Annotated in this window: 27 protein-coding genes; 18 read left to right on the top strand and 9 right to left on the bottom strand. The window is 63.0% G+C overall.

Annotated elements, in window-relative coordinates; genetic code table 11:
- Positions 1-354 precede the first annotated feature (354 nt).
- The 4 genes from HALRU_RS01365 to HALRU_RS01350 form a co-directional block, all read right to left on the bottom strand.
- Complete coding sequence (locus HALRU_RS01365; protein WP_015299629.1) at positions 355-582, bottom strand: hypothetical protein; 228 nt, start codon at positions 580-582, stop codon at positions 355-357.
- 467 nt (positions 583-1,049) lie between these two features.
- Positions 1,050-1,643, bottom strand: coding sequence for a GNAT family N-acetyltransferase (locus HALRU_RS01360; protein ID WP_015299627.1), 594 nt, complete (start codon positions 1,641-1,643; stop codon positions 1,050-1,052).
- Positions 1,644-1,892: 249 nt separating this feature from the next.
- Complete coding sequence (locus HALRU_RS01355) at positions 1,893-2,255, bottom strand: iron chaperone (protein WP_015299626.1); 363 nt, start codon at positions 2,253-2,255, stop codon at positions 1,893-1,895.
- Between the two features lie 124 nt (positions 2,256-2,379).
- The gene (locus HALRU_RS01350) at positions 2,380-3,489 is read right to left on the bottom strand and encodes a hypothetical protein (RefSeq protein WP_015299625.1); all 1,110 of its coding nucleotides are present in this window, start codon (positions 3,487-3,489) and stop codon (positions 2,380-2,382) included.
- Positions 3,490-3,774: 285 nt separating this feature from the next.
- Here HALRU_RS01350 and HALRU_RS01345 point away from each other — a divergent pair, with 285 nt between their 5' ends.
- The 6 genes from HALRU_RS01345 to HALRU_RS01320 all read left to right on the top strand — a co-directional run bounded on the left by HALRU_RS01345 (position 3,775) and on the right by HALRU_RS01320 (position 9,537).
- Complete coding sequence (locus HALRU_RS01345) at positions 3,775-4,371, top strand: hypothetical protein (RefSeq protein WP_015299624.1); 597 nt, start codon at positions 3,775-3,777, stop codon at positions 4,369-4,371.
- Positions 4,372-4,683: 312 nt separating this feature from the next.
- Entirely contained in the window at positions 4,684-5,745 is a 1,062-nt protein-coding gene (locus HALRU_RS01340; RefSeq protein WP_015299623.1) for a helix-turn-helix transcriptional regulator, read from the top strand.
- A 97-nt stretch (positions 5,746-5,842) separates the two neighbouring features.
- Entirely contained in the window at positions 5,843-7,114 is a 1,272-nt protein-coding gene (locus HALRU_RS01335) for a hypothetical protein (protein WP_015299622.1), read from the top strand.
- A 212-nt stretch (positions 7,115-7,326) separates the two neighbouring features.
- Positions 7,327-8,085, top strand: a complete 759-nt coding sequence (locus tag HALRU_RS01330) for a GIDE domain-containing protein (protein ID WP_015299621.1) — start codon at positions 7,327-7,329, stop codon at positions 8,083-8,085.
- 81 nt (positions 8,086-8,166) lie between these two features.
- Positions 8,167-9,102: a cobalamin-binding protein gene (locus HALRU_RS01325; protein ID WP_015299620.1), complete on the top strand. Its 936-nt coding sequence runs from the start codon at positions 8,167-8,169 to the stop codon at positions 9,100-9,102.
- Between the two features lie 132 nt (positions 9,103-9,234).
- Positions 9,235-9,537, top strand: coding sequence for a HalOD1 output domain-containing protein (locus HALRU_RS01320; RefSeq protein WP_015299619.1), 303 nt, complete (start codon positions 9,235-9,237; stop codon positions 9,535-9,537).
- Positions 9,538-9,580: 43 nt separating this feature from the next.
- Here the strand turns inward: HALRU_RS01320 and ubaA are convergent, their stop codons facing one another.
- Positions 9,581-10,405 (bottom strand): SAMP-activating enzyme E1, encoded by an 825-nt coding sequence (gene ubaA / locus HALRU_RS01315; protein WP_015299618.1) that lies wholly within the window; start codon positions 10,403-10,405, stop codon positions 9,581-9,583.
- A gap of 173 nt (positions 10,406-10,578) precedes the next feature.
- Here ubaA and HALRU_RS01310 point away from each other — a divergent pair, with 173 nt between their 5' ends.
- The 4 genes from HALRU_RS01310 (at position 10,579) to HALRU_RS01300 (ending at position 14,257) form a co-directional block, all read left to right on the top strand.
- Entirely contained in the window at positions 10,579-10,761 is a 183-nt protein-coding gene (locus tag HALRU_RS01310; RefSeq protein WP_148680385.1) for an HVO_0416 family zinc finger protein, read from the top strand.
- Positions 10,762-10,877: 116 nt separating this feature from the next.
- Positions 10,878-11,036: a DUF7563 family protein gene (locus HALRU_RS15545; protein ID WP_015299616.1), complete on the top strand. Its 159-nt coding sequence runs from the start codon at positions 10,878-10,880 to the stop codon at positions 11,034-11,036.
- Positions 11,037-11,174: 138 nt separating this feature from the next.
- Positions 11,175-13,052 (top strand): UvrD-helicase domain-containing protein, encoded by a 1,878-nt coding sequence (locus tag HALRU_RS01305; protein WP_015299615.1) that lies wholly within the window; start codon positions 11,175-11,177, stop codon positions 13,050-13,052.
- Positions 13,049-14,257: a M24 family metallopeptidase gene (locus HALRU_RS01300; protein ID WP_015299614.1), complete on the top strand. Its 1,209-nt coding sequence runs from the start codon at positions 13,049-13,051 to the stop codon at positions 14,255-14,257. The genes HALRU_RS01305 and HALRU_RS01300 overlap by 4 nt, the downstream gene beginning before the upstream one ends.
- A gap of 13 nt (positions 14,258-14,270) precedes the next feature.
- Here the strand turns inward: HALRU_RS01300 and HALRU_RS01295 are convergent, their stop codons facing one another.
- A complete protein-coding gene (locus tag HALRU_RS01295) occupies positions 14,271-14,513 on the bottom strand; it encodes a DUF7533 family protein (RefSeq protein WP_015299613.1) in 243 nt (80 codons plus the stop codon).
- A gap of 205 nt (positions 14,514-14,718) precedes the next feature.
- On the opposite strand from HALRU_RS01295, the gene HALRU_RS01290 reads away from it, so the two are divergent.
- Positions 14,719-15,357, top strand: coding sequence for a riboflavin synthase (locus HALRU_RS01290; protein WP_015299612.1), 639 nt, complete (start codon positions 14,719-14,721; stop codon positions 15,355-15,357).
- A gap of 67 nt (positions 15,358-15,424) precedes the next feature.
- Here the strand turns inward: HALRU_RS01290 and HALRU_RS01285 are convergent, their stop codons facing one another.
- A complete protein-coding gene (locus tag HALRU_RS01285; RefSeq protein ID WP_015299611.1) occupies positions 15,425-16,141 on the bottom strand; it encodes a DUF6517 family protein in 717 nt (238 codons plus the stop codon).
- A 253-nt stretch (positions 16,142-16,394) separates the two neighbouring features.
- On the opposite strand from HALRU_RS01285, the gene tnpA reads away from it, so the two are divergent.
- From tnpA to HALRU_RS01270, 3 genes are all read left to right on the top strand, one after another.
- On the top strand, positions 16,395-16,802 hold the full coding sequence (gene tnpA / locus HALRU_RS01280) for an IS200/IS605-like element ISHru2 family transposase (protein WP_015299610.1): 408 nt from the start codon (positions 16,395-16,397) through the stop codon (positions 16,800-16,802).
- Positions 16,802-18,103 carry an RNA-guided endonuclease InsQ/TnpB family protein gene (locus tag HALRU_RS01275; protein WP_015299609.1) on the top strand — a complete coding sequence of 434 codons (1,302 nt, stop codon included), beginning with the start codon at positions 16,802-16,804 and terminating at the stop codon, positions 18,101-18,103. The genes tnpA and HALRU_RS01275 overlap by 1 nt, the downstream gene beginning before the upstream one ends.
- A gap of 225 nt (positions 18,104-18,328) precedes the next feature.
- Complete coding sequence (locus HALRU_RS01270) at positions 18,329-19,858, top strand: DUF402 domain-containing protein (RefSeq protein WP_015299608.1); 1,530 nt, start codon at positions 18,329-18,331, stop codon at positions 19,856-19,858.
- 431 nt (positions 19,859-20,289) lie between these two features.
- On the opposite strand, the gene HALRU_RS01265 is transcribed toward HALRU_RS01270, so the two are convergent.
- The gene (locus HALRU_RS01265; protein ID WP_015299607.1) at positions 20,290-20,871 is read right to left on the bottom strand and encodes a hypothetical protein; all 582 of its coding nucleotides are present in this window, start codon (positions 20,869-20,871) and stop codon (positions 20,290-20,292) included.
- 218 nt (positions 20,872-21,089) lie between these two features.
- Here HALRU_RS01265 and HALRU_RS01260 point away from each other — a divergent pair, with 218 nt between their 5' ends.
- The 3 genes from HALRU_RS01260 (at position 21,090) to HALRU_RS01250 (ending at position 25,041) form a co-directional block, all read left to right on the top strand.
- Positions 21,090-22,163 carry a hypothetical protein gene (locus HALRU_RS01260; protein ID WP_015299606.1) on the top strand — a complete coding sequence of 358 codons (1,074 nt, stop codon included), beginning with the start codon at positions 21,090-21,092 and terminating at the stop codon, positions 22,161-22,163.
- A 632-nt stretch (positions 22,164-22,795) separates the two neighbouring features.
- The gene (locus tag HALRU_RS01255; protein ID WP_015299605.1) at positions 22,796-23,626 is read left to right on the top strand and encodes an ABC transporter ATP-binding protein; all 831 of its coding nucleotides are present in this window, start codon (positions 22,796-22,798) and stop codon (positions 23,624-23,626) included.
- Positions 23,623-25,041 (top strand): ABC transporter permease, encoded by a 1,419-nt coding sequence (locus HALRU_RS01250; protein WP_015299604.1) that lies wholly within the window; start codon positions 23,623-23,625, stop codon positions 25,039-25,041. The genes HALRU_RS01255 and HALRU_RS01250 overlap by 4 nt, the downstream gene beginning before the upstream one ends.
- A 57-nt stretch (positions 25,042-25,098) precedes the next feature.
- On the opposite strand, the gene HALRU_RS01245 is transcribed toward HALRU_RS01250, so the two are convergent.
- Positions 25,099-25,608, bottom strand: coding sequence for a hypothetical protein (locus HALRU_RS01245; RefSeq protein WP_015299603.1), 510 nt, complete (start codon positions 25,606-25,608; stop codon positions 25,099-25,101).
- A 317-nt stretch (positions 25,609-25,925) separates the two neighbouring features.
- Between HALRU_RS01245 and HALRU_RS01240 the strand changes: the two genes are divergently transcribed.
- Positions 25,926-26,816: an acyltransferase gene (locus HALRU_RS01240; RefSeq protein WP_015299602.1), complete on the top strand. Its 891-nt coding sequence runs from the start codon at positions 25,926-25,928 to the stop codon at positions 26,814-26,816.
- Positions 26,817-26,820 lie beyond the last annotated feature (4 nt).

Raw genomic sequence — 26,820 nt, 5'->3', positions numbered from 1 at the left:
AATGGAGTGCCCTACATAATCGTACAAATAGATCTTACCCCTCAAAGTGCGAGTGACGGGCTGTACAATAAAACGTGCCGTGTATTCAGCACAATAGTCTGAATATACCCCCAGTCCTGATAGATCATCCACCGTTCAATACGCACGTGTAGTGTGAGGATAGTTCACCGATTCCGGCATGAAACAAATAGGGACGTCGTGCTGAACTCATCCTCTGTACCTCACACGCCGCAAGTATCCAATAAGCGATAGGTAGTCAGCCAATGTGTTACCGCATTCCGCTGTATTGACCGCACCTGAGTCAAAAGCTCTCACTTGCGGAGGAATTCAACAGCGCCAAGCGGCTGGTAGTCCTCAAACCGACTCCGGATCACCCCCAGTCACCCGCCCCATATCGAACTCCAGTAGCCCGATCGCCGCGATGCAGTCCACGCACAGTCGTTTTTCCGAATCCGCGTACCGCTCCGACAGCGGCCCTTCGTGGACCGCCCGAACGGACGCCGAGTACGTCGTCGCCAGGTCCTGCCCGCAGCGCGGACACGGATCGTCCGGCCGGGGCTCGTCGTAGTCGTAGCGACCCATCTCAGTTCACCTTCAAATTGCCGAGTCGCAGGACGAGATCCTCGGCGAGTTTCCAATCCCAGACGAATGCCGGGTAGCGCTTCGGCTGCCGATGCCACTGCTGTGCGAGACCTTTTTGTCTCGATGGTGGGTTTCGTATCATGGTGGACAAATCTCTCAGCGGGATTTGGAAGCCACGTCTCGGGTGGCCCAAACACCCGGGACATTTCCGCAAGCGGCTGTCCCCGTACACTCGTTGGAGCGCGTGACTTCCGTTCAGTACTCCAATGTGAAGTGCAATATAATTATCGGATGGGTGGAAGAAAGTATTGGGCTAGTCTCCGGAAGTGCGCACGAACAATTTGGCTGGCCGTTCCGCCCATGGACGCAACACGGTCGAGGATGGCTGACGACCGGATACGCGGCGTGGATGCTACACCGAACATTTCCAGGGGAGGGTGTCGGGCCGGTCACAACGGGTGAGCCGCTTACCGGTCGGTCGCCGCGACGTACTCGTCTCGGGAGATGGTGTATCTGTGCACGTCGGCGACGGTATCAGCCAGCGGCAGCCAGTTCCGAAGTCGGCCCTCGTACCGACCGTCGTACCGGTCGACGTACGTTTCGATCGCCTTTCGTGACTTTTCGTTGCCGTCGATGTGCGCGGCGACGACGAGTTCCAAGTCGAGCCGATCGAACGCGACGGCGAGGATCGCATCGGCTCGTTCACCGGCGTATCCGCGCCCCCAGAATCGCGTCCCGAGGATGATTCCGAGGTTGGCGAGCCGTTTGTCCCAGTGCGGATACAATCCCGTCGTTCCGGCGATGACGCCCGCGCCGTCTTCCCCGTCCGTCGGACGAATAACGTACTTCGCTCCGTCTCCCTCGTCCCACGACCGCTCGGCCTCGTCGACGTAGTCGTGCGTCTCTTTAACCGTCTCGTGCGGCGACGAATCCCAGTACTCGAACATCTCGTCGACGTCCGCTCCGTCGCTGTAGAACTCGTGAAGGGCAAACACGTCGACAGTGTCGTGGGAAATCCGGTCGAGTCGGAGGCGCTCGGTCTCGATACGTTCGGGGAACATAGCACCCTACTCGCAATCGAGCGTAATCAGTAGTGAGCCACCACACCGGCCGAGCGGGTGGTTATCGGGGGTGGGCCGCCGAACGATGTCCCGCCGCTGAATCCAGCAGCTGTGGTCAGCAAATCAGTTCCGACACCGGCTCCACAGTTCGTCGCCGCCTGCGAGCGTCGCGACGCGATGCGCACAGAGACGCCATCCCGAGGGAGTCACGGCGCACAGTGACCCAACGGCACCGACTGCCGGTCCGGCTCACTCCGCGTTTCTGGCCGCCTCGGCTTTCGCCGCCAGCAGCTCCGTCAGCTCCGCGGTCGGCACGTCCTGCTCGTACCCGATCTGGATGGTCTCCTTGCCGGTGTCGTACCCCATCGCTTCGAGCCGGTCGCGGTCGTCGCTCCCGAGTGCGTCCGCGCCGATCCCGAAGGTCGCGTGATTCGTGAACGCGGTGATGCCGACGTGGGTGCCGTGGAAGCGGTAGAACGGGACGTTGTAGCTGATTCCCTCCTCCGCTTCCGGCACGGTCGAAGTGACGAGCTCGCGGAGTTCTCTGAGCGTCGGGCGGGCGGCTTCGTCCGCGTCGGCGATGTAGCCGTCGACGGTTTCTGGCTCGGACATGCGGAATTCTCTCTCTGGGCTCCGTACGGGTCACCACGTATTAATCGTCCACCAGCACCCCATAGCGATCGAGTGGCCTGTTCGGCCTCATCAGCCGCTTCAGAATCACTCCTTCTCGGCTGCGTCAGTCGTCGTCTTCGTCGTCCGCGTCGCCGTCATCGTCCGCATCGTCGTCTTCCTCATCTGCGTCGTCCTCATCGTCCTCTGCGTCGTTCTCGTCCTCGTCGTTTTCGTCCTCGTCATCCGCGTCGTCGTCTTCATCGTCTGCGTCCTCGTCATCGTCGGCTTCGTCGTCACGGGGTTCGATCTCTTCCTCGAGGGAGAACACGTCCCCAGTCGACCCGTCGACGGCGATTTCGGCGTCACCAGTCAGGGTGGCGGCGTCCAGGAGTTCGAACTCGAACTCGTAGGCGCTGCCGTCGTCGATCTCCGAACTGGTGAGGGTCCAGTTCCCATCCTCGACTGGCGACAGTGCGTCGCGGGCCGTTTCGAGGGCTGCTGACTGGGCCACCGTTCGGTCGTCGTTGTCGTCGCGCGGGCGCTCGAACTCGCGAGAGCGCTCGCCGTCCTCGCTCTCGACCTCGATCGAGAGTCCGTTGTCCGTTTCGAGTTCGATCTCACCGGTCGACTCGGCGGTGAACTGTGCCAGGAGCGCCGTGGCGCCGGTGCCGGTGACCGTGTTCAGGGCCTCGATCGACTGGTTGAGCGCGGACCGATCGACCTCGGCGGCGCTGAGCGCGGACGGAGAGACCGTCGCGACCCGCTGTCGGAACTGCCTGTGACTGTCGAGGACGTTGGACGCGCGGGCGTTCAGGGTCGCGAGCCGCTGAGTGTACGCAGCCTTTCCGAGGTCGCCGTCCTCGTAGGCGGCGGTCGCGTCCGCGTAGTCTTCGTCGATAGCCTCGGCCCGATCACGGAGGGCCGCCGCCCGGTCGGCGAGCGCGTCGGCCCGCGTCGCTTCGTCCGCGTCCTCGAACGAGATCTCGAAGGCCGTGTCCTCGACGTCGGACTGTACGTCGTCGGCAGAAACCTCGATGACCGTCGAGAGCTGCGGCCCGGTCGTGACGTTCACGCTCGAACTGTTCGGCGCGGACTGGGCTGGTGCGACGGTCGTGCCGTCCAGCGAACTCGACGAGGGCTCGCCAGCATCGGTCGAGAGCGCCACCGCCGGGACGGCGATCCCGACCACGAGAAGGGTCGCGAAAACGACAGAGACGAGCGCGGTTCCGTTCATCAGTATCGATGAGGACGTCCCGGGAGCCCTTAAACGGACGAGACCGTCGGCGTCGTTTGCGGACGGTTGCACTCACTTGCACAGGTCGAACGGCCCATTCGATCGGGCACCTACCATCACCGATCCCTCACCGCGTGCCGACGCTTCGCATCGAACATGGAGGTGCAGTTGGAGACAGTTGCAGACGTTTGCAGCGACTCCGCACGGATCCCGTCGTGTCGACGATGCAACTCGGTACGAACGTCGGACCGGTTTATTGTCGCCCCGTTTCGAGACGAGAGTGCAATGGATTCCACAAAACTGCTCGCGGTTGGGTTCGTGGTACTGCTCGCGATCGGTGGCGTCGCCGCCACCGGTACTGGCGGCAGTACCCAGACGATGGCCAGCGACACGAGTGGTGTGACGAACGTCGACGCACACGCGACGTACGACAACGGGACGGTCACCGTCGTCGTCACCGACGCCGGCGAGCCCCTCCAGAACGTCAGCGTGCACGCAGACGACGAGGAGGGAGCCACGACCGACGCGAACGGGACGGTCACCTTCGAGACTGACGAAGACGAGGAACTCGAACTCGAGATCGAGGGGAGTGACTTCGAGGGTGAACTCGAATACGTGATCGACGACGGCTCACTGTACCTCGTCGAAGAGGAATTCGAGTACGAGCGTGACGACGTGGCAGCTGACGAGGACGACGAAGAGAACGAGGATGACGCAGACGGCGAAGAAGCGGACGATGACGACGAGGAGAGCGAAGGCGACGATGCTGATGATGAGCAGGACGAGGACGACGACGCAGATGACGAAGACGACGAAGAGAGCGAGGACGATGATGACGACGAAGAAGCGGACGACGATGACGAGGAGGAGACCGACGACTGACGCGACAGATCAGCCGAGAGGTCCACGATCGCGCAGATACCGCCGTGGGTTTCCCGAGTGAGACCCACGAAGACGACGGATCTCCGGTCCGGCGTCGCGGTGACCAATTTCCGGCGTTTCAGCCGGTAAAACACCGCATTCAGAGGCAGCACACCCCTCCGATCGTCGGATTCGGGAACGGGCCACGGGCTCGGTCGCCGACAGTTGCGGCCCGTTCACACCACTACCAACAGTCCCCGTGTCGTTCGGCCCGTACGGTGGATCGAGAAAACAGACGACTTATACGATTTCTGTAGGAATGTGGGGTATCTAATGGCTGGCTCATCGGACGCCGGTAGACGGGCGGTCGTTGCAGTCGCCATCATCGGCCTCCTGGCCGGTGGACTACTGTCACCGATCGTCACCGGTGCTGCGGTCGCCCAGCAATCCCAGCCCGAGACCGACAACACGGTCACGCGGATCGAGGTAACCGAGAACGGGTCCGCACACTGGACGGTCCAGATTCGGACCCGCCTCGACACCGACCAGCGCGTAGCCGAGTACGCCGCGTTTCAGGACCGGTTCAGGAACGATACAGCGCAATATCTCGACCCGTATCGCACACGGATGCGCGGCGTCGTCGCGAACGCGGCAAACGCGACCGATCGCCGGATGCAGGCGACGGCGTTCACCGCGTCGACGAGTATCCAGGAGGTACCCCGGCGCTGGGGAGTCGTCACCTACGAGTTCACGTGGACGAATTTCGCCGCCAGCGAGAACGGTCAGGTGACCGTCGGCGACGTCTTCCAGGGTGGATTCTTCATCGCCGACGGCGATACGCTGCAGGTAGTCACCCCCGACGGTTACGAGGTGGCCCACACCGATCCGGCTCCGGATCGTCGAGAAAGTGGGATGGTGACGTGGACCGGCAGACAGGACTTCGCCGATGGCAATCCGACCGTGGCGATCGCGAACACCGGGCAGACCGACGAGGGTGGCGCGATCGCCGGGACGATCGTTCGAATCGCCGTCAGTGGGCTCCTCGTGGTCGTACTCGGGCTTGGTGGCATCGTGAGTTACCGGCGTCTCACGAGTGATTCCGACGAGACGCCCGTTCCAGCCGAGGAAGCCGCTGAACGGAGCGAGTCACCACCCGCAGCTGGTGAGGAGCGTGACGTCGAGGAGCGCGAGCCGGTGCTGACGGACGAAGAGCGCGTCCTCGACCTCCTCGAAGCCAATGGCGGCCGAATTCGACAGGCGGTGATCGCCGAGGAGTGTGACTGGTCCGCCTCGAAGACGTCGCGCGTCGTCGGGGAGCTGGCGGACGAAGGAGTCATCGAAAAGCTACAACTGGGCCGAGAGAACCTGGTCTCGATGCCCGACGAAGACGAGTGATCACGATGGCTGTCGGGTTGGGTGGGCTGGCGATACTCGATATGTGAAATCGCGCCCAGTGACAAGAATTACTGTCGTCGTGATACGCCACTAACGTATGCGCCCCAGCAGGCGGACCGTCCTCAAAGTAGCGGGTGGCGTCGGTCTCGGCGGGGCCGGCGTCGCCTACTGGCAGCGTCGGTGGCTCCGACGGCGGGACGACCTCGACGCGATCGAGACGACGCTCGACGTCACCGTCCCGACCGTGCCAAATCCCGTGACCGTCACCGACGCCCACCTCGACGCCGCCTACTCGTGGGCCCGCGAGCACGTCGAAACGACCGAGCGCGAATTCCCGGAGTCGGAAGTAGGCTCGAACCGCCTCGAACACGCGACGGAGGACCTCACAGGACAGGCTCCCGACGAGGTCGACGACGGAGCTGCTCGCCACGAGGCCCTCACACAGTACACGCTCGCGGTTTCATCGAGTGCGATGGCCCGCGGGTACCCCGTCGAAACCGAAGACCAACCACCGAGCGACGAACTGGAGGCGGCCCACGAGACGCTCAGTGACGACCTCGACGCCGTCGACCCGCGGTACGCCGGCGAGTCGCTCACCGGCACGGTCGTTCAGGCTGGTCACGCCGACTCGCGCTGGGCAACCGCCGCGTCGAATCACTCCCGGGCAGCCGACTACCTGGCGGACGACCGGTTCAGTCACGACGTGACGTGGGAGACGGTCGAAATCGGCCGGTTCGAGTTGGACAACGCCGAGTGGTTTCGGGAGGGACTCGCAACCGACGATGCGGTCGACCGGACCGCGGCTCTCGAGGATTGTGACGAGCGACTCGCCGAACATATCGAGTCGGCGACCGACGGGGTCCAGTGGGAGTACGAACCCAATGTGTACGCCCGGGCCTACGATCGGTGGAGAGGGGTCCAAATGGACCACCTCGGCCAACCAGACCACGCCAGAGACGTCGGTCGGGTCGCACTGGTCGTGTTGATTCAGGCTGAGCGGGCCACTGTCGCCGAAACGCTCGCCGAGTTCGACGACGTTCCCGGCTGGGGAGGTTCTCGGGATGTCGACACAGAACTACTCGACGACGCGGCGGAACTCGTCGCCGAGAAGCGAGCCGCCAGCGACCGCCTCGCGGCGACGGCCGACGCGGTCGGTTCCGACCCACTCGGCGCACACTTGCTCCGACAGGCGATCCAGAACGTCGAACAGGCCGATTCATCGCTCGACCGCCTCCGTGAGAACGTCAGGTCGGACGATAGTGAGCAGTGGCAGGCCGAACTCGATCGTGCGGCGCTGCAATATCGCGGCGCAGCGGCAGACGCAGACGCGATCCCCACGATCGTCTCCCTCGTCGCCGACGAAGGCTAACATGGAGGCGCCGGCGAGCTCGCCGAAGCGGAAGCGCCGGTTCAGCCCCGAGATGCGGCTATCGCACGCGAGGGCGCCCCATCGACCTCGACGCACGTGTCGCGACAGGACGGCCCCTGTTCTGCCCGCCGGCCGAACCGAACGTGCCAGCAGAACCCTATAGCGATTTTACACCACCGGGTTTCTTCCGGTTCCGGTTTCGAGAGGCGAGCATGTTCGAGAACGCGGTTCTCTCGGTTTTCGGGCTGGTCTTCGTCGTCGCCGGTGCCATCACGATGTACCACGGGTACGGTGAGCGCGCCGAGGGCGAGGTGATCGCCGAGACCGAGACGACGGCGGTCCGGGATCTCACGCCCGGACCGGCCGAGGTGAAGGGCACCGTTCGTCCCGCCGAAGACGCGACCGCGACGGAGGCGCCGATCTCGGCGACCGAGGCACTGGCCGTCAGCGTCGAAGTCGAAGAGCAGCAAGACGGCTCGTGGAACACGATCTTCACGGACGAGTGGGCCGAGTCGCTGCTCGTCGACGACGGGACTGGCGAAGTGCCGGTCGATCTTTCCTCCGCGGGCGAACTGGACCTCAGGGGGACCGAAACCGAGGTTGGCGTCGACGACGAACCGCCGGCTGCCGTGCGACGCTACGTCGAGACCGAATCCGACCTCGAATTGCCCGACCGGCGGAGTATGGGACCGGTGAGCGTCGGCGAGCGCAGACGCTACACGGAGGGCGTGCTCGAACCGGGCGACGACGGCTACGTGCTCGGGGCGGTACGAGAGACGGCGGCCGGTTGGGACCGGGCGGACTACGTGATCGACGAACCCACGGAATCCGGCGAGTTCGTCCTCTCGAACAGACCCGAGCGCGAACTGATCGACGAGCGAACGCAGAGCGGGCTCGTCTCCCTCGCGTTCGGTTGTTTCCTCGCACTCGTCGGCACCGCCGTGGCGGTCGTGCCGTGGGTCCCAGTCTGAGCGTTGGCGCGATCACACCGCAGATCGAAGCGACGGCCGACGACCCGTGAGCCTTTCCACCCACCCGACGAATCGCCGCGTATGCGCGTCGTGACGACACTCCCCTCCGCGACGGAACTGGTCGCCGCTCTCGGGATCGACCCGGTCGGCGTCTCGCACAGCTGTGACTACCCGCCGCGAGTCGCGGATCGGCCCACCATCACCAGTGCGGCGATCGACACCGAGGCATCGACCGCCGAGATCGACCGGCAGGTGCTAGCCGCCGAGACGGAGGGCGGCGTCTACGACGTCGACGCCGAGACGATCGAGCGGCTCGATCCCGACGTGATCGTCACGCAGGGCGTCTGCGACGTCTGCGCGGTCGACACCGTGCTCGTCGCGGACGCAGTCGAGCGAATCGATGCGGAGCCGGAGATCGTCACGATCGATTCCCACACGGTTGCTGGGGTGTTCGACGATCTGGAACGACTCGGGCGCGTGCTGGGGCGGGCTGACCGCGCCCAGGAGGTTCGCGCCGACCTCGAAGCGCGTCTCGAGGCCGTCCGCGAACGCACACCTGACGAACCCGACGCTCGGCCGAGCGTTGCCGTCTTCGACTGGACGGACCCCGTCATGGTCGCGGCCCACTGGGTCCCGGAACTGGTCGAGATCGCCGGCGGGCGCTACGAACTGGCCGAGGCCGGGTCGGATTCGCGCCCCCGCGAGTGGGACGAACTGCGTTCGGCTGACCCCGACGCCCTCGTCGTCGCGCCCTGCGGCTACGATCTCACACAGACCGCCGAGAACCTCGGAGACCTCACCGACCGCCCGGGCTGGGACGAGCTCGCGGCCGTGGAAGCTGGCCGCGTCTGGGCGGTAGACGGCAACCACTATCTCAATCGACCCGGCCCGCGACTCGTCGACGCCGCTGAGACACTCGCCCGCCTCCTCCATCCCGACCGGTTCGACGCAGGTGACACCCCGGATGCGAGCGTGGCCCGGCCGCTCTCGGCGCTCCGAACGCCCCCGAACGCGTGAGTCGCGCGGTGCTGGGCCGATGGCGCAGTTCCGTCGCGGACGCCTGACGGCGCGGACCGTCCCTCCCCTGATTGTCAACTTCGTTTCGTATCAGTCGCCTACTTATGCGACTAGCCACCGTGGACGAACCCGATGATGGGAACCGACGATCGGGATCGAGCCGAGGCGAGAACCGTCACCAGAGAGTTCGACACCGACCAGACAGACCCGAACGTCGCGGTCGTCTCGGCACTCGCCGAGATCGAAGATGTGCCCGTAGAGGAGTTGAACCCGTTGTACAGCTGCATCGACCACATCCTCGAACACCTGTACTCGAATCCGCCAGCCGACGAGGCGGACGTACAGATTACCTTCACCTATAACGGCTATCGGATCACCGTCGAGCAGGACGGAAGGGCGCGGTTCGAGCCGATCGAGAACTATCGCGTCGGGTGAGCGGTGGAAGGGTTCGACGACAGCAGTGGCGCCATTACCGTACTTATTCCGCTGGGATCGTACACCGCGCCTCGTAGGTGACTTCGTCGAGCGAGTCGATCGTGGCGGACTCGCCGCAAACGGGACAGTCGGGCGAGCGGTGAACCGGGACGGTCTCGACCGACATGTCCGCGGCGTCGTACATGAGCAGCCGGCCGGTCAGCGCCTCGCCGATGCCCGTCAGTTGCTTGATGACCTCCGTCGCCTGGAGACAGCCGACGGTCCCGGGCAGGACACCCAGCACGCCGGTCGTCGCGCAGTCGGGGACGGTCCCCGGCTCCGGCGCCTGGGGGAAGAGACAGCGGTAGCACGGTCCGTCTCCGCCGGGATCGATCGTGATGACCTGTCCCTCGAAGCGGTAGATCGCACCGTGGGAGAGTGGCGTGTCCGTGAGAACGCAGTAGTCGTTACAGAGGTACCGTGTCGCGAAGTTGTCGCTGGCGTCGCAGACGACGTCGTAGCCCGCGGCGATCTCGTCGATCGAGTCGGCATCGAGTCGCGTCTCGTAGGTTTCGACGGTGACGTCGGGGTTCAGGTTTCGGACGTACGCGGCGGCGCTCTCGACCTTCGAGCGGCCGACGTCGGCGTCGGCGTGGACGATCTGGCGCTGGAGGTTCGAGCGTTCGACGACGTCGTCGTCCACGATTCCTAGCCGGCCGACGCCCGCCGCCGCGAGGTACTGGATAACCGGCGAGCCGAGCCCACCCGCGCCGACGACGAGCACGGAGCCGTCGAGCAGCGCCGCCTGCCCGGCTGGCCCCACCTCGTCCATGATGACGTGACGCGAGTACCGATCGAGCTGCGTCGCGTCGAGCGAGAGGTCGCTCATACCCGCCGTTGGCGGCGGTGGGCCAAAAGCTGGCGGGTCCGTGACGCAACAGCGGTATTGACGGGTCCGTGGCTCCACAGCTGTATCGGCCGAATACGCACGATACAGCACTCAGGACGCGACCGTTGCGTGACACCCCCAGGTTTATTATCGTGTGATGTGAACCCATGCCTATGGGAGCCACTCCCACCGGTGCCGACGACGTGTTCGACCAGTTCTTGACGGACCGCGGTCACGAGACCGAGCCCGTTGGCTGGGATCAGAACCGGCGGAAGAAGCAATGTCCGGACTGTGGCGGCCTTCACGACGAAGCCGCCACGTCCTGCACCGTCTGTGGGTGGACACCGAGCCGCTAACCCCTGCGACTGTCCTGAACCCGGTCCCGACGCGGGTTCCAGATTGAATTGCAAATATCTGTTTCAACGACCGGTATTACTAATAGCAAGAATTGCAGACGTGTAGACGAGTACGTATGGAGGAATGCCAGAACTGCGGGTCGTTCGTCACCGACACGTACGTCAGAGTGTTCACGCCGCCCGAGGAGGACCAGCCGCGTGTCTGTCCTGACTGCCCCGACATGGTTCGCGACGGCGCCGACGTCCGGCAAGCGCGGTCGACACGAGGAACGTGACATCCTCCCGACCACCAGACCGACTGATCACGGACCCCGAGAATCGCTGTCGCAGCCGAAAACGGCCGACGATTCAGCCACCGGTAGCTCGAACGAAACCCACGTCACTTATGAGGGACGCGCCCTTGTACGGTGACAATGACCGCAAGCGACACGACGGTGACGCGCCTCTTCGGTGGGCCGGGCAGCGGGAAAACGACCGCGCTGCTCGACCACGTCGAAGAGATTCTCGAAGCCGACGACGTCACGTTCCGTGACATTCTCGTCGTCTCCTACACCCGTGCTGCCGCCCAGGAGGTCCGCGAGCGCCTCGCCGAGCGTCTGGACGAGAACCCCCGCTCGCTGCAGGGCAACGTCTGTACGATGCACGCGAAGGCCTACGAACTGCTGGACCTCTCGCGCGGCGACGTCATCGGCGAGTCCGACAAGGAAGGCTTCTGTGAGGACTACGGCATCGAGTACGAGGACGAGTACAGCGGCGCCGGCCGCCGGACCGCCCGCTCGACGACCATCGGGAACAAGATCATCGCGACGAGCCAGTGGCTCCAGCGGACCAGCCGAGACGTCTCCGACTGGTACGACGTTCCCTTCCAGTGGGACGACGAGGAGGTCCGCCTGCCGCCGGAGATCGACGACAACGCCCAGGAGGGTAACAAGTACACCCCGACGTGGCCGAGCGACGACGATCGAATCGACGTCCCCGAGGCGATCCGTGGCTGGCGCAACTACAAGGGCCAGGAGGGCAAGATCGGCTTCGCGGACATGCTAGAGCGAGTCGAACAGCGCTCGCTCGTCCCGAACGTCGACTACCTCGTCATCGACGAGTTTCAGGACATCACCACCCTGCAGTACGACGTCTACGAGGAGTGGAAACCCCACGTCGAGCAGGTGCTGATCGCCGGCGACGACGACCAGGTCGTCTACTCCTGGCAGGGCGCCGATCCCGCGCTCCTCCTGGACGAGGAGGTCGACGACGACGTCGTCCTCCCGAACTCCTACCGCCTGCCATCGAACGTGTTGAACGCCGTCAACCGCGAGATCCGCCACATCGACGTCCGCCAGGACAAGGACCTCAACCCACGCAAGGAAGGCGGCATCGTCGAGGCGGAGACGAACAAGTCCATGCTCGACGTCGTCCGGATGGTCCGGCGCGCCCTCGTCGAGGGCGACGGCACGATCATGCTGCTCTTCCGGGCGCGCTACCAGATGTTCCAGTTCATCGACGAGTTCATCACCGAGGGCGTCCCCTTCACTGCCCTGACCGACCAGCGGATGTGGACCGACCGCCTGACCCAGTACGTCCGCGCCGTCGAGGCCATCAGCGAGGACGAGGATATCGACGGGCTGGAGGCGCGTCGACTCGCCGACATGCTCCAGGACTCCGCGTTCGGCACCAACGAGCGCGACGCCCTCTTCGACGACATCGACGAACTGCAGGAGGAGGCGGGCGTCGACGATCTGGAGGAACTCACCGTCCCCGCCTCGGTGATCGACGAGCACGTCCCGTTCATGCCCGACGAAGCGTCCGCGTCGGACATGCTCCGGAAGGTGACCAGCTTCCAGAAGAAGTCCGTCAAGGCCTACTTCAACATCGGCGAGTACCGCGGGATGGACACCGACCGCGTCCGCGTCGGCACCATCCACTCCGCGAAGGGTCGCGAGGCCGACCACGTCTTCGTCGGCACCGACCTCACCGAGAAGGTCGTCGAGCAGATGGTCGCCACCATCGAGGATCGCTCCGGCGACGGCGAGGGCGGCGTCACCGACATCCCCGGCGTCGAAGAGTTCACCAAGACCACCTCGCCCGTCCCCATCCTCACCGACAACGAACGGCGCGTCTTCTACGTCGGGATGTCCCGGGCTCGCGAACGGCTCGTCTTGCTCGAGAATCTGGTCGACGGTGCCCCCACGCTGCCGATCGACGTCCTGCTGAACAACGAGCTCACGGACCAGAGCCTCGAGGAACTCGTCGAGGAGGCCCAGCGCCCACAGGAACTCGAAGCCGAAGCGCCGTGACGGACGCGTTCGCGGCGATCCGATCGGCGCTCGCGGACGAGGCAGCTGCCGGATTTGTCCACGCCGGTCCACGGCAGGATCCCGGAATTCACTATCTGCTCGCAAACCGGGACGGCTACACGGCGACCGAGACGAACACGGCCGGTCTCGACACGGCACTGGATGGAGACGTCGCCGGTCTCGAGACGCCACTCGATGGGGACAACACCGATTTCGAGATGTCGCTCGATCTAACCGCCGGCAACGCGCTCGACGGCCGGTCGACCGCCCCCTGGGCCGTCGCCGTCGTGTCCGACGACATCCTCGTCGTCTCACCGGCGGACGCCGACCAGCCGGCTGCGACGCTCGCCGAGCGGCTGTCGACGACGCTCCCCGACGACGAAACGCTGCTCGCCCCGGCGTCGATTCCACACGACGCGGCGCTGTACATAGAGCGAGCGGGCTTCGAACTCGCCTCCTCCGACGCCATCGGCCTGGCTCGCGAACGAAAGGGAGCCGTGGCCCGTGCCCGGATCGAAACCGCCCAGCGAGCCGCCGTCGCGGGGCTCCACCACGCCGGCGAGGTACTCGTCGACGCGACAGCGACCACCGACGGACTCCAGACCGCGGACGGACCGCTCACGACCGCTCGGCTGCGCCGCGAAATCGATGCCGCGATCGTCGCCGCCGGGGCGCGTCCCGCAGGAGCGACGTCGATCACCAGCACCGAGTCCGATCGGCCCATCCGACCCGGCGACGCGCTCGTCGTCCGGCTGGCGCCCCGTGGGCCGGGTGGCTACCGGGGCTATCTCGCGCGGACGCTCGTGCCAGACACCGACGGCGGCTGGGAGCGACGCGCGCACGTCGCCGTCGAGAGCGCCCTCCGGTCGGCGGCCACCATGCTCACGGCCGACGCCGCGTCCGTCCGAGCGGTCGAAGTCGAACTCGCCGCCGAAGCTGGCTCCTTCGGCTTCGAGCGAGAGGCGACCGCAACCGTCGGCGGCGTGGGCCTCACCGTCGGCGAACGGCCGGTTCGCCCGGCCCACGAGGTCGCGGCGGGGGCCGTCGTCGCGCTCGAGGCGTGCGTGCCGGCCCCCGACGGCCGCGAGGTCGTCCTCGCCGACCTCCTCGCGGTGGAAACGGACGGCGTCGAGTGGCTCTCGCGGCCGAGTCACACGCTCGATCCGGTCGCGCTCACAGAGCGCAGCGACCTATCGACGGCGTGAGATCGATCGCAGCCTACTCCTCCTCGTCGGGTTCGACGGTGAGCGCGTCCTCCGCCCGCGACGCGACCGCCCCCGGCAGATCGCCGGGTGTCGTCAGGTACTGCTCGATCGCGACGAGGGCGATCGCCAGCCCGACGAGCGCGCCACCGAGCAGTGGCTCACCGCGAAACACCAGGAAGTCGATGCCGGCGATCGCGGCGGGGATCGCGAAGATGAGGACGCCGGCGAGCTGAATCGTCTCGACGATGCCTGCCATTAGCGACCACTAGACGGCCGGGCCAAAAGGTTCGTCGGTCAGGAGGGGGTACGACGGGAGTTCGGTGGTCTGTGTCGGCGTCGGGCGCTGTCGCGGAGATAGCGGGCGTTCGATCGGCTTCGACGGATCGGCGACCGGGTGTAACGAATCCGAGATAGATAACGCGAACGGAACAATTAACCCGCAGGACGCCCGAGAACTCGACATGTTCACCGGTATCGTCGAAGAGACGGGGACGATCCGATCGCGCGACGCGACCGACGACGGCGTTCGCCTGCGAATCGAGGCAGACGAGGTGGTCGAAGACGTCGCACACGGAGCGAGTATCAGCGTCAGCGGCGTCTGTCTGACCGTCGAGCGCTTCGAGACCGGGTCGTGGTTCGAGGTGTTCCTCGCGAGCGAGACGGTCGAGCGTACCTACCTCGGCGATCTCGAAGCCGGTGACGCGGTGAATCTCGAACGCGCGATGCCGGCGAGCGGGCGGTTCGACGGCCACGTCGTGCAGGGCCACGTCGACGCGGTCGCGACCGTCTCGGCGGTCGAATCGGTCGGCGAGGACTGGTACGTCGAGTTCGAGCTTCCCGACGGTTACGCCCGGTACGTCGTGGAGAAGGGCTCGATCACGATAGACGGAATCAGCCTCACCGTCGCCGACCTCGACGGCGACCGGGTCACGGTGGCTATCGTCCCGACGACGTACGAGATCACGACGCTCTCGGAGAAGGCAGTCGGCGATCCGGTCCACCTCGAGGTCGACGTCCTGGCGAAGTACGTCGAATCGATCGTCGAAACGCCCAAAGAAGAGCGAAAACGGGTTCAGGAACGGCGGCCGTCGCCGTCCTGAGCCAGGAGGGGACAAGTGTCGAAAAGGGATGAGACTAGAATTGGCGTGAGAAGAGATGTCGAGTCGGTTAGAGACCGAGTCCGTTCTGGTTCTCGCCGCCATCTGACGAATTGGTTCCATCGGCGGACTCGCCCTCCACGTCGACCGACGGGTCGATCGACGTGATCAGCGACTCGACGTTTGGTCGCTCCCGATCGGCGAGTTGGCGCGGGTAGACCCCGACGCCAACGACCAGATCGTCGCCGGCGTCGATGGCCTCCGTGACGTGAAGGTTCACCTCGATCTCCTGCCCGCCGGCGAACGTCGCAGTCGTCCGGAACGCGGATGTGACGACCTGCTGGTCGAGGACGGACAATTTCTCGTCTTCGATATGGCGAGGCGTGCCCATCCCCTCGTAGTTCTCTGCGATCATCGTCACGAGTCTGGCCGTCTCCATGTCCTCGATCGGATTGAGCTGCTGGCCGAGGACCGATACTTTTGGGGTCGAAAGGGCGACGAAGACCGCGGCTCGCTGGTCCGTCAGTGGCCCGACCGAGACGCTCTTTTCGTGTTCGACGAGGTAATTCGTCACCGAGACCGTCTCGGACCACAGCAGCATGTCGACCGACTCTTCGATAACGAGATCGTTGACACGACGCTGTTCGTACCCGGTGTCCGCCCGCGTCTCGGCAGCGACACCGACCGGGTTCGCCTCGTGTTCGTCCATCCCGAGCAGTCCGGTACAGCCGGCGAGACCGGCGAGTGTCGCCGCACCGGCCGTTCCCAGGTAGCTCCGACGATTCATCACGCCTACCGAGATACTCCACGGATAAGTGTTTAGTGACTCAAGGCGCTAAGTCCCTTCCTCAACGAATTCCGAAGGCGCGAGTCGGGAGGGGACACAGCGTCCCCAGAAATCGGTGATTTCTGGTGTGCGAACGAGACGCTTTGCGTCTCGTCAACGCCGTACAGCTCTCAAACGTGTTCGGTAGCCGTCCCACAGGCCCACGTAATCGCTATCTTTTTTCGTTAGGGTGTCGTACTAACTACCGAACCCAATGCAGTACGACCTCGACTCAGGTTCGCATTCGGTCTACTCGCTCCACTATCACCTGATACTCACGACGAAGTATCGGCGAGGGGTGCTAACCGAAGAACGAACCAACTTCATTCGAGGTATCATCGAAGGGTTCGCGGACAACTACGGCGTCGAACTCGTCAATCTCGACGGTGAGGACGACCATATACACGTCCAGTTCCGAGCGAAGCCGACCACAGACCTCGTGAAGTTCATCAACACCGTGAAGGGTGCGACCGCTCGTCGTATCCGCAACGAGTACGAGGACGAACTGAAGACCGAACTGTGGGGCGACTCGTTCTGGAACAGTTCCTACTGCCTCCTTTCGACGGGGCAGGTGTCGCTCGACGTTCTGAAACAATACGTCGAAGAACAACGAGAGTCCTGATGTACTACTCCTACAAGTATCGACTCAAGCCGTCCAACGCCCACCGTGAGGAGTTGGACCGCCACCGCGATATTTGTAGGCAACTGTACAACCACACACGCTACCGCCTCAACGAGTACCAAGACGAACACGGTGAACTGCCGTCAATGACCACGCTACGGTCTGAGTTACCCGACCTCAAGAAGTGGTGGAACGACCTCTCTGACGTGTACTCGAAAGTCCTTCAGACCGTCGTAGAACGGTTGTTCGACAATCTCAAAGGCCTCTCCAAACTCAAGGAGAACGGCTACGGCGTCGGTCAACTCAAGTGGAAGCCGCCACGGGAGTTCCGCAGTTTCACGTACAGCCAGTCCGGCTTCAAGCTCGACAAGAAGGGCGGTCAGACTGTCCTGTCACTCTCGAAACTTGCGGACATACCGATCCAGCTCCACCGAGAGATTCCAGACGATGCCGCATTCAAGCAGGTCACGCTCAAAAAGGAACCGACGGGCGAGTGGTTCGCCACGTTCGGCGTCCAAATGGACCGTGAATCTCCTGAGCCGCCTGAGAATCCCGAGAAGTGCGTTGGGATTGACGTGGGGATTCTCACGTACGCCCACGATACCGACGGCACGGCGGTCGGGTCGCTCGACCTCTCTGACGAACGAGAGCGACTGGAGCGCGAGCAACGGAAGCTCTCCCGGAAGGAACACGGGTCGAACAACTACGAGAAACAACGGCGTCGAATCGCGGAGTGTCACGCCGACCTCCGACGAAAACGCCGCGACTTCTTGCACAAACTCTCGAAGTACTACGCTCGGGAGTACGACCTCGTGGCGGTCGAAGACCTGAACGTGAAGGGCATGATGGAGTCGCCGTCGAACAGCCGCAACACCGCGTCCGCGGCATGGCGAACGTTCCTCTCGTTGCTCGAATACAAGTGCGAGCGCGAGGGGACGCACTTCGTGGCGGTCAACCCGAGAGGGACGACCAAGGAGTGCGCGTCGTGCGGCGTCGAGACAAAGAAGCCGTTGTGGGTCCGTGAACACTCCTGTCCTGCCTGCGGATTTGAAGCGGACAGGGACGCGAACGCGGCATGGAACATCCTTTCTCGCGGCCTCGAAGATGTAGGAGTGGGATACTCCGAATCAACGCCTGTGGAGACTGCGCTCCCTGTGGATACACCTGTATCTGCAAAGCGCGTCGTGGAAGCAGGAAGCCCTATCTGGTCACGGGCCCGAAGCGCCCGTTCGCATGGTCAGCGGGACCGAAGGTCCCGCGCTACCCTCAAGGAGCGAACGGCGTCAGCCGTGAGCGAGTAGGGTAGGGTAGTTCACTGACTCGACCGTCCACATGTCCGAAAATTTAGCGCCCGAGTAGTCGATCCTGAACGAGGTTTCCCGGGAGAGTCGAGGAACGAAGAATCTGTACGCGGTTCCCAGCAACGCTCGAATCGCGGCCGAAACCCGCACGCACAAGACGCCGCCGACCCCACGTGCGGGTATGATCGCCGATCGAGAGACGCCCGCCAGTCGGGCGAGCGAGCCATGACGGCTACGGAAGGCGCCGATGGGCCCGACGAGCACGACCCGGCGTCCGTTCGGATCCGCGGGACATACACGACCGCCCTCACCCAGCGGCTTCAGACGGCGGGCCACGAGGTCGTCCAGGCCTCCGATCCCATCGAGGAACGGTTCGACGGGACGTTCGCCACCGCGCCGGCGAGCGTGCGGATCGAGACGACGCGCGACCGACTCGGCGTCGAGTGTTCGGGACCGGCAGCGGCCGTCGCGGGCGTGGCCGACGCGGTCGAATCGGCGGGAGTCGACACGCTTCGGTGGGACGACGACGCACCGCGTGGGGCCGTCTTCGACGCGACGGTCAGCGATGCCGACGGGGGCAGCGGCGCGGTCGTCGACCTCGGAAACGGCGAGCGCGGCTACCTGCCCTACGACGCCGCCGACGGCTACGTCGACGCAGGCGACCGCTATCGCGTGCAGGTGAAAGAGCCGACGCCGCCCTGGGCCGACGACCTGCCGCGCGTCGAACCAACGATCACCGTCGGCGGCGGACTCTGCACCCTCACCCGCGATCGGGGCGGCGTCCGCGCGGCCGCCCCGGGTGAGACGGGCGAGGAACTCGTCGGCCTGACGGATCTGCTGTCCGTGGACCCCCCTGACGGCTGGGGCGTGCGCTGGGAACGCACCGCCGCGGACGCCGATATGGATGCGATGACCACCGCACTCGAACGAGCCACGGAACGTGCCGAACGGGTCGACGACGCGCTCGCCGCGGCGGGTTCGATGGACGGGAACGGCGCCGAAGGCGACGGGACGAACGGGGCGATCATCGCGCCGAACGCGACCGAGTGGTGCTGGTTCGGCCGCGAGTCGCGGTTCGCCCTCGACGAGACGCGCCGGGCGGTTGAAACCACCATGCCGGGCCACCACCGGACGAAGGCCGCGGACCGGGGCGCCAGCGCCGCGGTCGACTTCGCCGAGGCGGTCTGTGGGGAGGCGATGGCCGGAGCGGGCGACGGGTTCGGGGACGCGTTCGGCGGGGACGCCGACGTCGACTTCCCGTTCGCCGCCGTCACGCGCCAGTTCGGCCCGCAAACGGGCGATCGCCTCGCGCTCGGCCACGGCAAGCCCGACGGCCGGCTCATCACGCTCGGTCCCGGCGAGGTGACCGCGTGGGACGCGGACGGTTCGCTCACGCTAGAACGGTCGATCCGGGGCGGTGGACAGTACGACGGCCTCGGCGCACCGAAAGAGTCGGGTGATATCGCCGTGACGAAACTCCGCGAGGGCCGGTGGTGGTACCCGACGACGTACAAACGCGCCGACGGCACCGTGATCGGCACCTACGTCAACATCTGTACACCCGTCGAGTGCTTCCCCGACACGGCTCGCTACGTCGACCTGCACGTCGACGTCGTTCGTCACGGCGACGGCACGGTCGAGATCGTCGACGAGGACGAACTCGCGACGGCGGTCGACGACGGGTTCGTCTCCGAAGCGCTGGCCGACAAGGCGACGAGCGTCGCGAACGCGGTCGCCCGGGCGCTGGGGGAGTAGTGCTCTCTGCACGGACAGTTGCAGCCACCTGAAAGCGAAGCTATCCACCATCGTTGGAATGGGCACGCCAGTTCACAGGAACATAAGAAATTGACTCAATGGTACCACCACTGTAACTCATTCGTTGAATGCAGCGGCGATCGCATCTGACGAGACACGTATCGCAAACGTGAAGATCAAGGGCGTTGCAGCATTAGCTCCGGATCCGCATCACGAAAATCCGCCTTTGCTTAGAAGGAAGTCGGAACTGTGCGTAAGCCTGGAAGAATCTCCCGTTTTCAGAGGGAAGAACCTAATCGCCAATTGTTACAATATTGCGAGACTTATCACAGAGACGAAAAGCATTATACTTATATTTGACCGTTAGTACCACCAGAGAACAAGACCTACCCACGTTCCTTTAAGGATATGCGGGATTTACTATAAAACCACTACAAACTCTCTTTGGTTGTTTCCTCAACACCCCGGCCAGAGGTAATAGTTATAAAAATATTCTTTATGTTATCCCTATCAACATAAACACGAGACAGGCAACCAGGAAAAATAGGAGCATCATCACCTGCATTTCGGCTTTCACCATCAGCCACAAATTCCCCAGTGATTTTATCACCAACCCTTCTAAGTTCGCCCCCGTTTATATACGCCCCATTTGACTTGGGCCATTTAGACAATATGTAAAGTAATACATCACTGTTGAAGTCAGTGTTTGTGATAAAATTGTCAATATCCTCCACGCTATTATTTTCGAATTTTTCTACGGGTATTTTATCATATGCATCACTGGGCGAAGTTATTATCATAGAAGATCCTGATGAATTTTCGTCAAGAGGGTTGTGAGTTGTTCGGAGAATCCCTAACTGCTGTAGTTCGTAATCAAGTACAGACTGAGTCATAGGACCTTCACTTTCCATACTGTTTCCTTCGTTATTACCTATCCAACTATCGCTTAAACACCCAGCCACAAGTAGAGAGGAGCCAATCGCAGCTCGTGAAAGGAGAGTGCGCCGTTCCATATTTACTTCATTTGCTTCCGAGCGTAAAACCTTTTCTAATAGAGAAATTGAAAAACGGAGGGATGAAGACCATTACCAGCATTACAACAACCCTTAATTAGTTATAAGAAAAAGTTGTGGGCAAATGGAATGGATACGCGCCTACCCCATTCATATATTAAGATAGAATACAATATCCGTAAATATAAATAGTATAGTTAATAATTGGGATGGTGTACATGACGTTCAGAAGAAACGTACTGAAGGCAGTAGGTGGCGGATCTGTATCACTAACGGTCGCTAAAACTGGTTCAGCGCTACCAGATAATGAAAAAAGGTTACCCGTAGTTAAACGAGGTGGAGAAATCATAAAAACACAGTCAGTCCCAGAAGATTGGTGGGAGCACGAAAGACACATCATCAAATTGAAAAATAATCTTAAAGATGAATACAAATACGAATCAGGCATTTCATCGGTAGGAATATCCAATTCTGAAGAAAAGATCGGCCCGCTGAAAAAGAGTAAACTTCATATCCGTGTTCGAGAAGATGCCAAAAAAGACCCAAGTGCAAACCCAATGAGCGTTCTACCTGAAAGAATAGATGGTGAGAAAATAGATGTGATAGAATATTCAGGAGTTGATAACCATAACTGTAGTCGGGACAATTACTGTGATAGCAATGAATACAATTCCCTTGGCGGTGGAGCAAGACTGGATAGCAATCACAGTTCGTTCGGGTATGTGATAAAGGACTTAGACCCGGTTTTGATGTGTTCCGCCCATGCAATTACTTGTGCCCACGTGTGCCCAGATTACACCCTTGAACACAAGGGGAAAGTAGTTGGTCAAGTTACTGACCTTGATCCAGACCAGGACTGGGCCACTGTTGAAATAACATCTGATTCAGAGATGGATTTTAGCGGCAAAATACATGGCACAAATAGACCCATTAGCGGTCATGTGACTCAAGAAGGCTTACACGTGCTTAAATCAGATGGTGAGACAGTATATAAGAGAGGGGCGAAGACATGTAAAACAAGCGGAGAGGTTTCTGGGTATGATGAGTATCTTCCGGACGGATATTCTACTGACTGTGAAGGTGATGACATATATGTGCATTTTACGACGTGCACAGATAGTGGCGACTCCGGTTCTCCCCACTACCGAGAATATACAGATTCTATCGGCGTAAAACGAGCAGCCGTTATCGCCCCACACAAAGGCTCCGTGGGTGATACTAGCGTTGGGTGTGCAGCCTATAGAATTGCAAATAAACATAGCGTCGAATTTGATCAGCCTAGTAGAGCATAATCTATTAAAGATAGAATACGTTCTCGATCTGGAGCCTCCACGAAGGTAGATTGCCATACTTGGGAATGGCGGAGATAGAGGACATATATAATTACTGACTGAAGTCAACCACAGCTATAGAATCAGAACTGAGGGCATGCTTTTGTAATCAACAGTCAAACCCAAATATAATATATAAGACCCAATTGGGCGGTTGATCTCTTGAGATACATATTCAAAGGTGTCGTTGGTTCGTAAGCTAATTGCAAAATTTCCTTTTATTCTGCTTCAACGTGCATATCGCTTGTGCAGGAACCAGATCCTTGGCGGTGCAATGAGTTCTACGGCACGGGTTAAAGATTACAATACACCCACATATCTAATGCTACCCATATCAAAATATCGAATATTAAGTCTCTATAACAATGGTAATTCGCATCTTGGATAGCCTGATGGATAAGAATTTGTTAGCTTCAAGACCAAAGTCGTGTACAGCCAATACCGCTGGTTTATGAGTTGGTCCCCGTCTCGACAGTTGTAAGATGATACAGCGGTTGGCGGATTGTAGGCTGTGATTCGCCCTCCGAGACCAATTGTAAACCACCCCTCGCGTCGCCGCGAATCTTTTTCGCCGGGGACGTGGTCCGACCCGCATGGCGACGAGCGAGCCGGCCGTCACCCTCGACGACGTCCGCAAGACCTACCAGCTAGCCGAGCCGGTCCACGCGCTCGACGGGGTCTCACTCTCGCTTCCCCGCGGCTCGTACACGGCGATCATGGGCCCGAGCGGGTCGGGCAAGTCGACACTGATGAACGTGATCGGCTGTCTCGACACGCCGACCGAGGGCCGCGTCGTCATCGACGGGGCGGACGTCTCGACGCTCAGCGAGCGGGAACGAACGCGACTCCGTGGCACCGAGATCGGGTTCGTCTTCCAGACGTTCAACCTGATGCCCCGGTTGACCGCCCTGGAGAACGTCGCCATGCCGCAACTCTTCCAGAACGTCGGCCGTGCCGACAGGAACGAGCGGGCGCGAAACCTCCTCGACCGGGTCGGTCTCGCCGACCGGGCCGATCACCGGCCGAACGAACTCTCGGGCGGGCAGCGTCAGCGCGTCGCGCTGGCTCGCGCGCTCGTGAACGACCCGGCGATCGTGCTGGCCGACGAACCCTCGGGGAACCTGGACACGGAGACCGAAGCCGGGATCCTCGACCTCTTCGCCGAGTTTCACGACGCCGGCACGACGCTGCTGGTCGTCTCCCACGAGCGCCACGTCGCCGAGCGCGCCGAGCGGATCGTGCACCTGCTCGACGGGAAGATCGAGCGAATCGAAGCGCTGGACGACGCCTACGACGGACCGGAGCCACCGTCCGCCGGACCTGACGGCACCCCATCGTCGACTGCTGGACGCGACGAGCAAGGCGCTACGGCGACGGACCGTGGGACGGATCAGGAGGGGTCAGATCGGGGGCCAGACCGGTGAAGCCGCTCGCCCTGCTCCGCCTCGCCTGGCGGTCGATCGCCGGGCACCGCCTGCGGTCGGCGTTGACGACGCTCGGCGTCATCATCGGCGTCGCGGCCGTCATCGCGTTCGTGACCCTGGGAGCGAGCCTGCAGGCGGGAATCGTCGGCGACATCAGCCCCGACGACCAGCGCAACGTCTACGGCTGGGCGGCCGACCCAGGCACTGAGGGTGGCCCGCTCGCCGGGGCGCAACCGGTCGTCAGCGAAGCCGACCTGGCCGCACTCGAAGAACGCAACGGGATCGACGCGGCCTACGGCTACGCGCCGCTCGGAACCCAGGCGGTCGCGACTGACGATTCTATCGTTCCCCTGGGCGATGGGGCGTTCGCCACTGGGCCGACGTACGTCAGGGAAGCCGACATCGCGACGGGCCGGCAGTTCGAACCGGGTGAACCCGAAGCCGTCGTCAACCCGGCCGTCGCGGGCGCCTTCGAGTCGAACGTCTCCGTCGGCGACGAACTCACGCTCGTCTTCCAGGGCGGCGAGACGCGAACGGTGACGGTCGTCGGGATCACCGACACGTCCGAGGGCCTGAGTCCGTTCGAGGGCTTCGGCCAGTCACCGCGGCTGTACGTCCCGACGGACCCGTTCTACGCCGGCGCGGATTCGGCGGCCGACGAGGAGAGTGACGGAAACGAATCCGCTTCCGACGAGACGACCGATGGGAACGAGTCCGCTACAGATGGTCCGACCGGCGAGAACGAGTCCGCTGGTGGATCCGGGGCCGACGGAAACGCGTCGGCACCCGGCGAAGACGAGCAAGCCAACGAGAGCGACGGTGGGGCGGCCGCGGGAACCCGATACACCGCGATCGTCGTCGAGGCACCGTCCGCCGACGACGCGGCGATCGACCGCGCCAAAGAGCAGGCGCGTTCGTATCTGGAGAGCGACGCCTCGGACGCGAGCGCGCTGTTAGCGAGCGGCGAACTGGAGATCGTCCTCCAGACGAGTACGCAATTGCTCTCCCAGCTGCAGGACATCCTCGGCCTGCTGCAGAACTTCATCGTCGGCGTGGCGGCTATCTCCCTGCTTGTCGGGTCGATCGGCATCGCGAACATCATGCTCGTCTCCGTCACCGAGCGCACCCGCGAGATCGGCATCATGAAGGCCGTCGGCGCACAGAATCGCGACGTTCTGGGACTCTTCCTGATGGAGGCGATCGTCCTCGGGGTCATCGGTGCGATTCTCGGGACGGCGCTCGGCCTCGCGACAGGTTACCTGGGAGCGCAGTACATCGACCTCCCGCTGGTCTATCCGCTCGAATACGTCGCCCTCGCGATCGCCGTCGGCGTCCTGGTGGGCGTGTTCTCGGGGCTGTATCCGGCCTGGAAGGCCGCGCGGACGGACCCGATCGATGCGCTCCGGTACGAGTGAGAACCCCAGCGGACGCAATTCGCTGGCGGGGTGACCCACCCGGTCCCGTGCGGCCGGTTACGCGGAGGATCCGTCCCACTCGCGGTGGCGAACCTCCTCGTGCCAGGCGACGTCGATACAGGTCTCGAGTGAGTAGCCGCGCCGGTTCGCGAAGTCGCCGAGATGGTCGAGAAACGCCGCGAGAGCTCGTCGTTCCGCCGCGGCACCGACGCGGTCGTCGTCGAGGCGGATTCCCTGGCGCCGTTTCAGAACGGATCTATCGAGCGCTCCAATCGCTGCAGCGACGCCGTCCAGCGGATCTTCGAACGGGAATTCGTCGGTGCCGTCGGCCTCGAACGCGGCCTGGTACTCGTGGCCGCGGCGGTGACAGAAGTCCGCCATAAAGACGAGCATGTCGCCGACACAGTCGTGTTCGGCCGCCGTGACGCGGTCGGTCGCGTCGAGCTGGTCGACGAGCTCGCCGTACTCCTCACCGACGCCCAGGAGTGGGTTGACGGCCGACTGCTCGCCGAACTGCCGCTCGCTCCACTCGCCGACCGCCCGCTGGAGATGCCGAAACGTCGTCATCGTCTCCACCGTGATCCGCCCCGACCGTAAAATGCCCTATCAAGCCGGGCCGCCGGAACGCCCGACGCGCCCCGCAGACCGGCCTCCGAGTCGCGCCACCATCAGATTCACAGCGTCTCGTCTCCGGGCGCCACCGTACAGCCCGCGGGCCACCTCGACCCCGATCACGCCCAGACGGACGGCATCCATGCGGATGCCGTCGCCCACCGAACGCCAGTGCGGCGCTGTAGGCGAGGCTGGCGACGCCGTGTCTGGTGGAGTCGACGAGCCGTTCCGGAACCGAACTCCCTATCAACGCGAGTGACGAAAGACGCCGTATGACCAAGCGGCACGTCTCGCTCCCGGACGAGGCCGAGTCGGCGATGACCGACTTCATCGACGAGGTCGACGCGCGACTGGCGAGCGACGAGGAGGACACGTGCGACGTCGTCGAAGACGTCCTCGTCGACCTGACGGGCGATCGGGACGCCTACGAGCGCTGGAAATCGGGTGAGGACGTGTCGACGGCCGAACGGGTCCGATTGCAGAGTTACGATCCCTGTAACACGACCCTCGAGAGCGAGTACTACGCCGAGAAGGACGAGGAGGCGTTCGAGGAGTCGAAACACCTCCAGTGGCTCTGGCGACAGTTCGACAGCCTGCCGATCGCGGACAACGTCGCCTTCGCGCTCCGATTCCGGGCGATGCTGGCGGACCACCTCTTCGAGTCCTGCGGCGACGACTGCCGGTTCTTCAAGGGGATCACGTTCACCTACGGCCACAACATCAGCGTCGGCGACAACACCGTCATCCACGACGGCGTGCACCTGGACGACCGCGGGAAACTCACCATCGGCGACCGGGCCTCTATCTCCGACGGCGTCCACCTCTACAGCCACGATCACGACGTCGTGGACCAGACCGCAGTCACCAACTTCCACACGATCGTCGCCGACGACGCCCGTGTCACCTACGACGCGATGGTCCGGGCCGGCTGCAAGGTCGGCGAGAACGCCATCGTCGGGGCGCGCGCCGTCGTGCAGGGCGACGTTCCGGCCCACCACATCGCGGTCGGGACGCCCGCCAAGAGCGTGAAGGTCAAGCCCGGCTGGGAGGACGAGGCCGTCCCCCTCGAGGACGGTGGACAGAACCGACAGGACGAGCGCCGCCTCGAGTCGACGCTCCCGGACGACCTCGACGTCTTCGACGAGTTCGAGCGCGAGTGGTAGTGCC

The sequence above is a fragment of the Halovivax ruber XH-70 genome (genome assembly GCF_000328525.1).
Classification (GTDB): domain Archaea; phylum Halobacteriota; class Halobacteria; order Halobacteriales; family Natrialbaceae; genus Halovivax; species Halovivax ruber.
The sequence above is the reverse complement of the archived record's forward strand: the minus strand, read 5'-3'. Positions and strand labels throughout refer to the sequence as shown.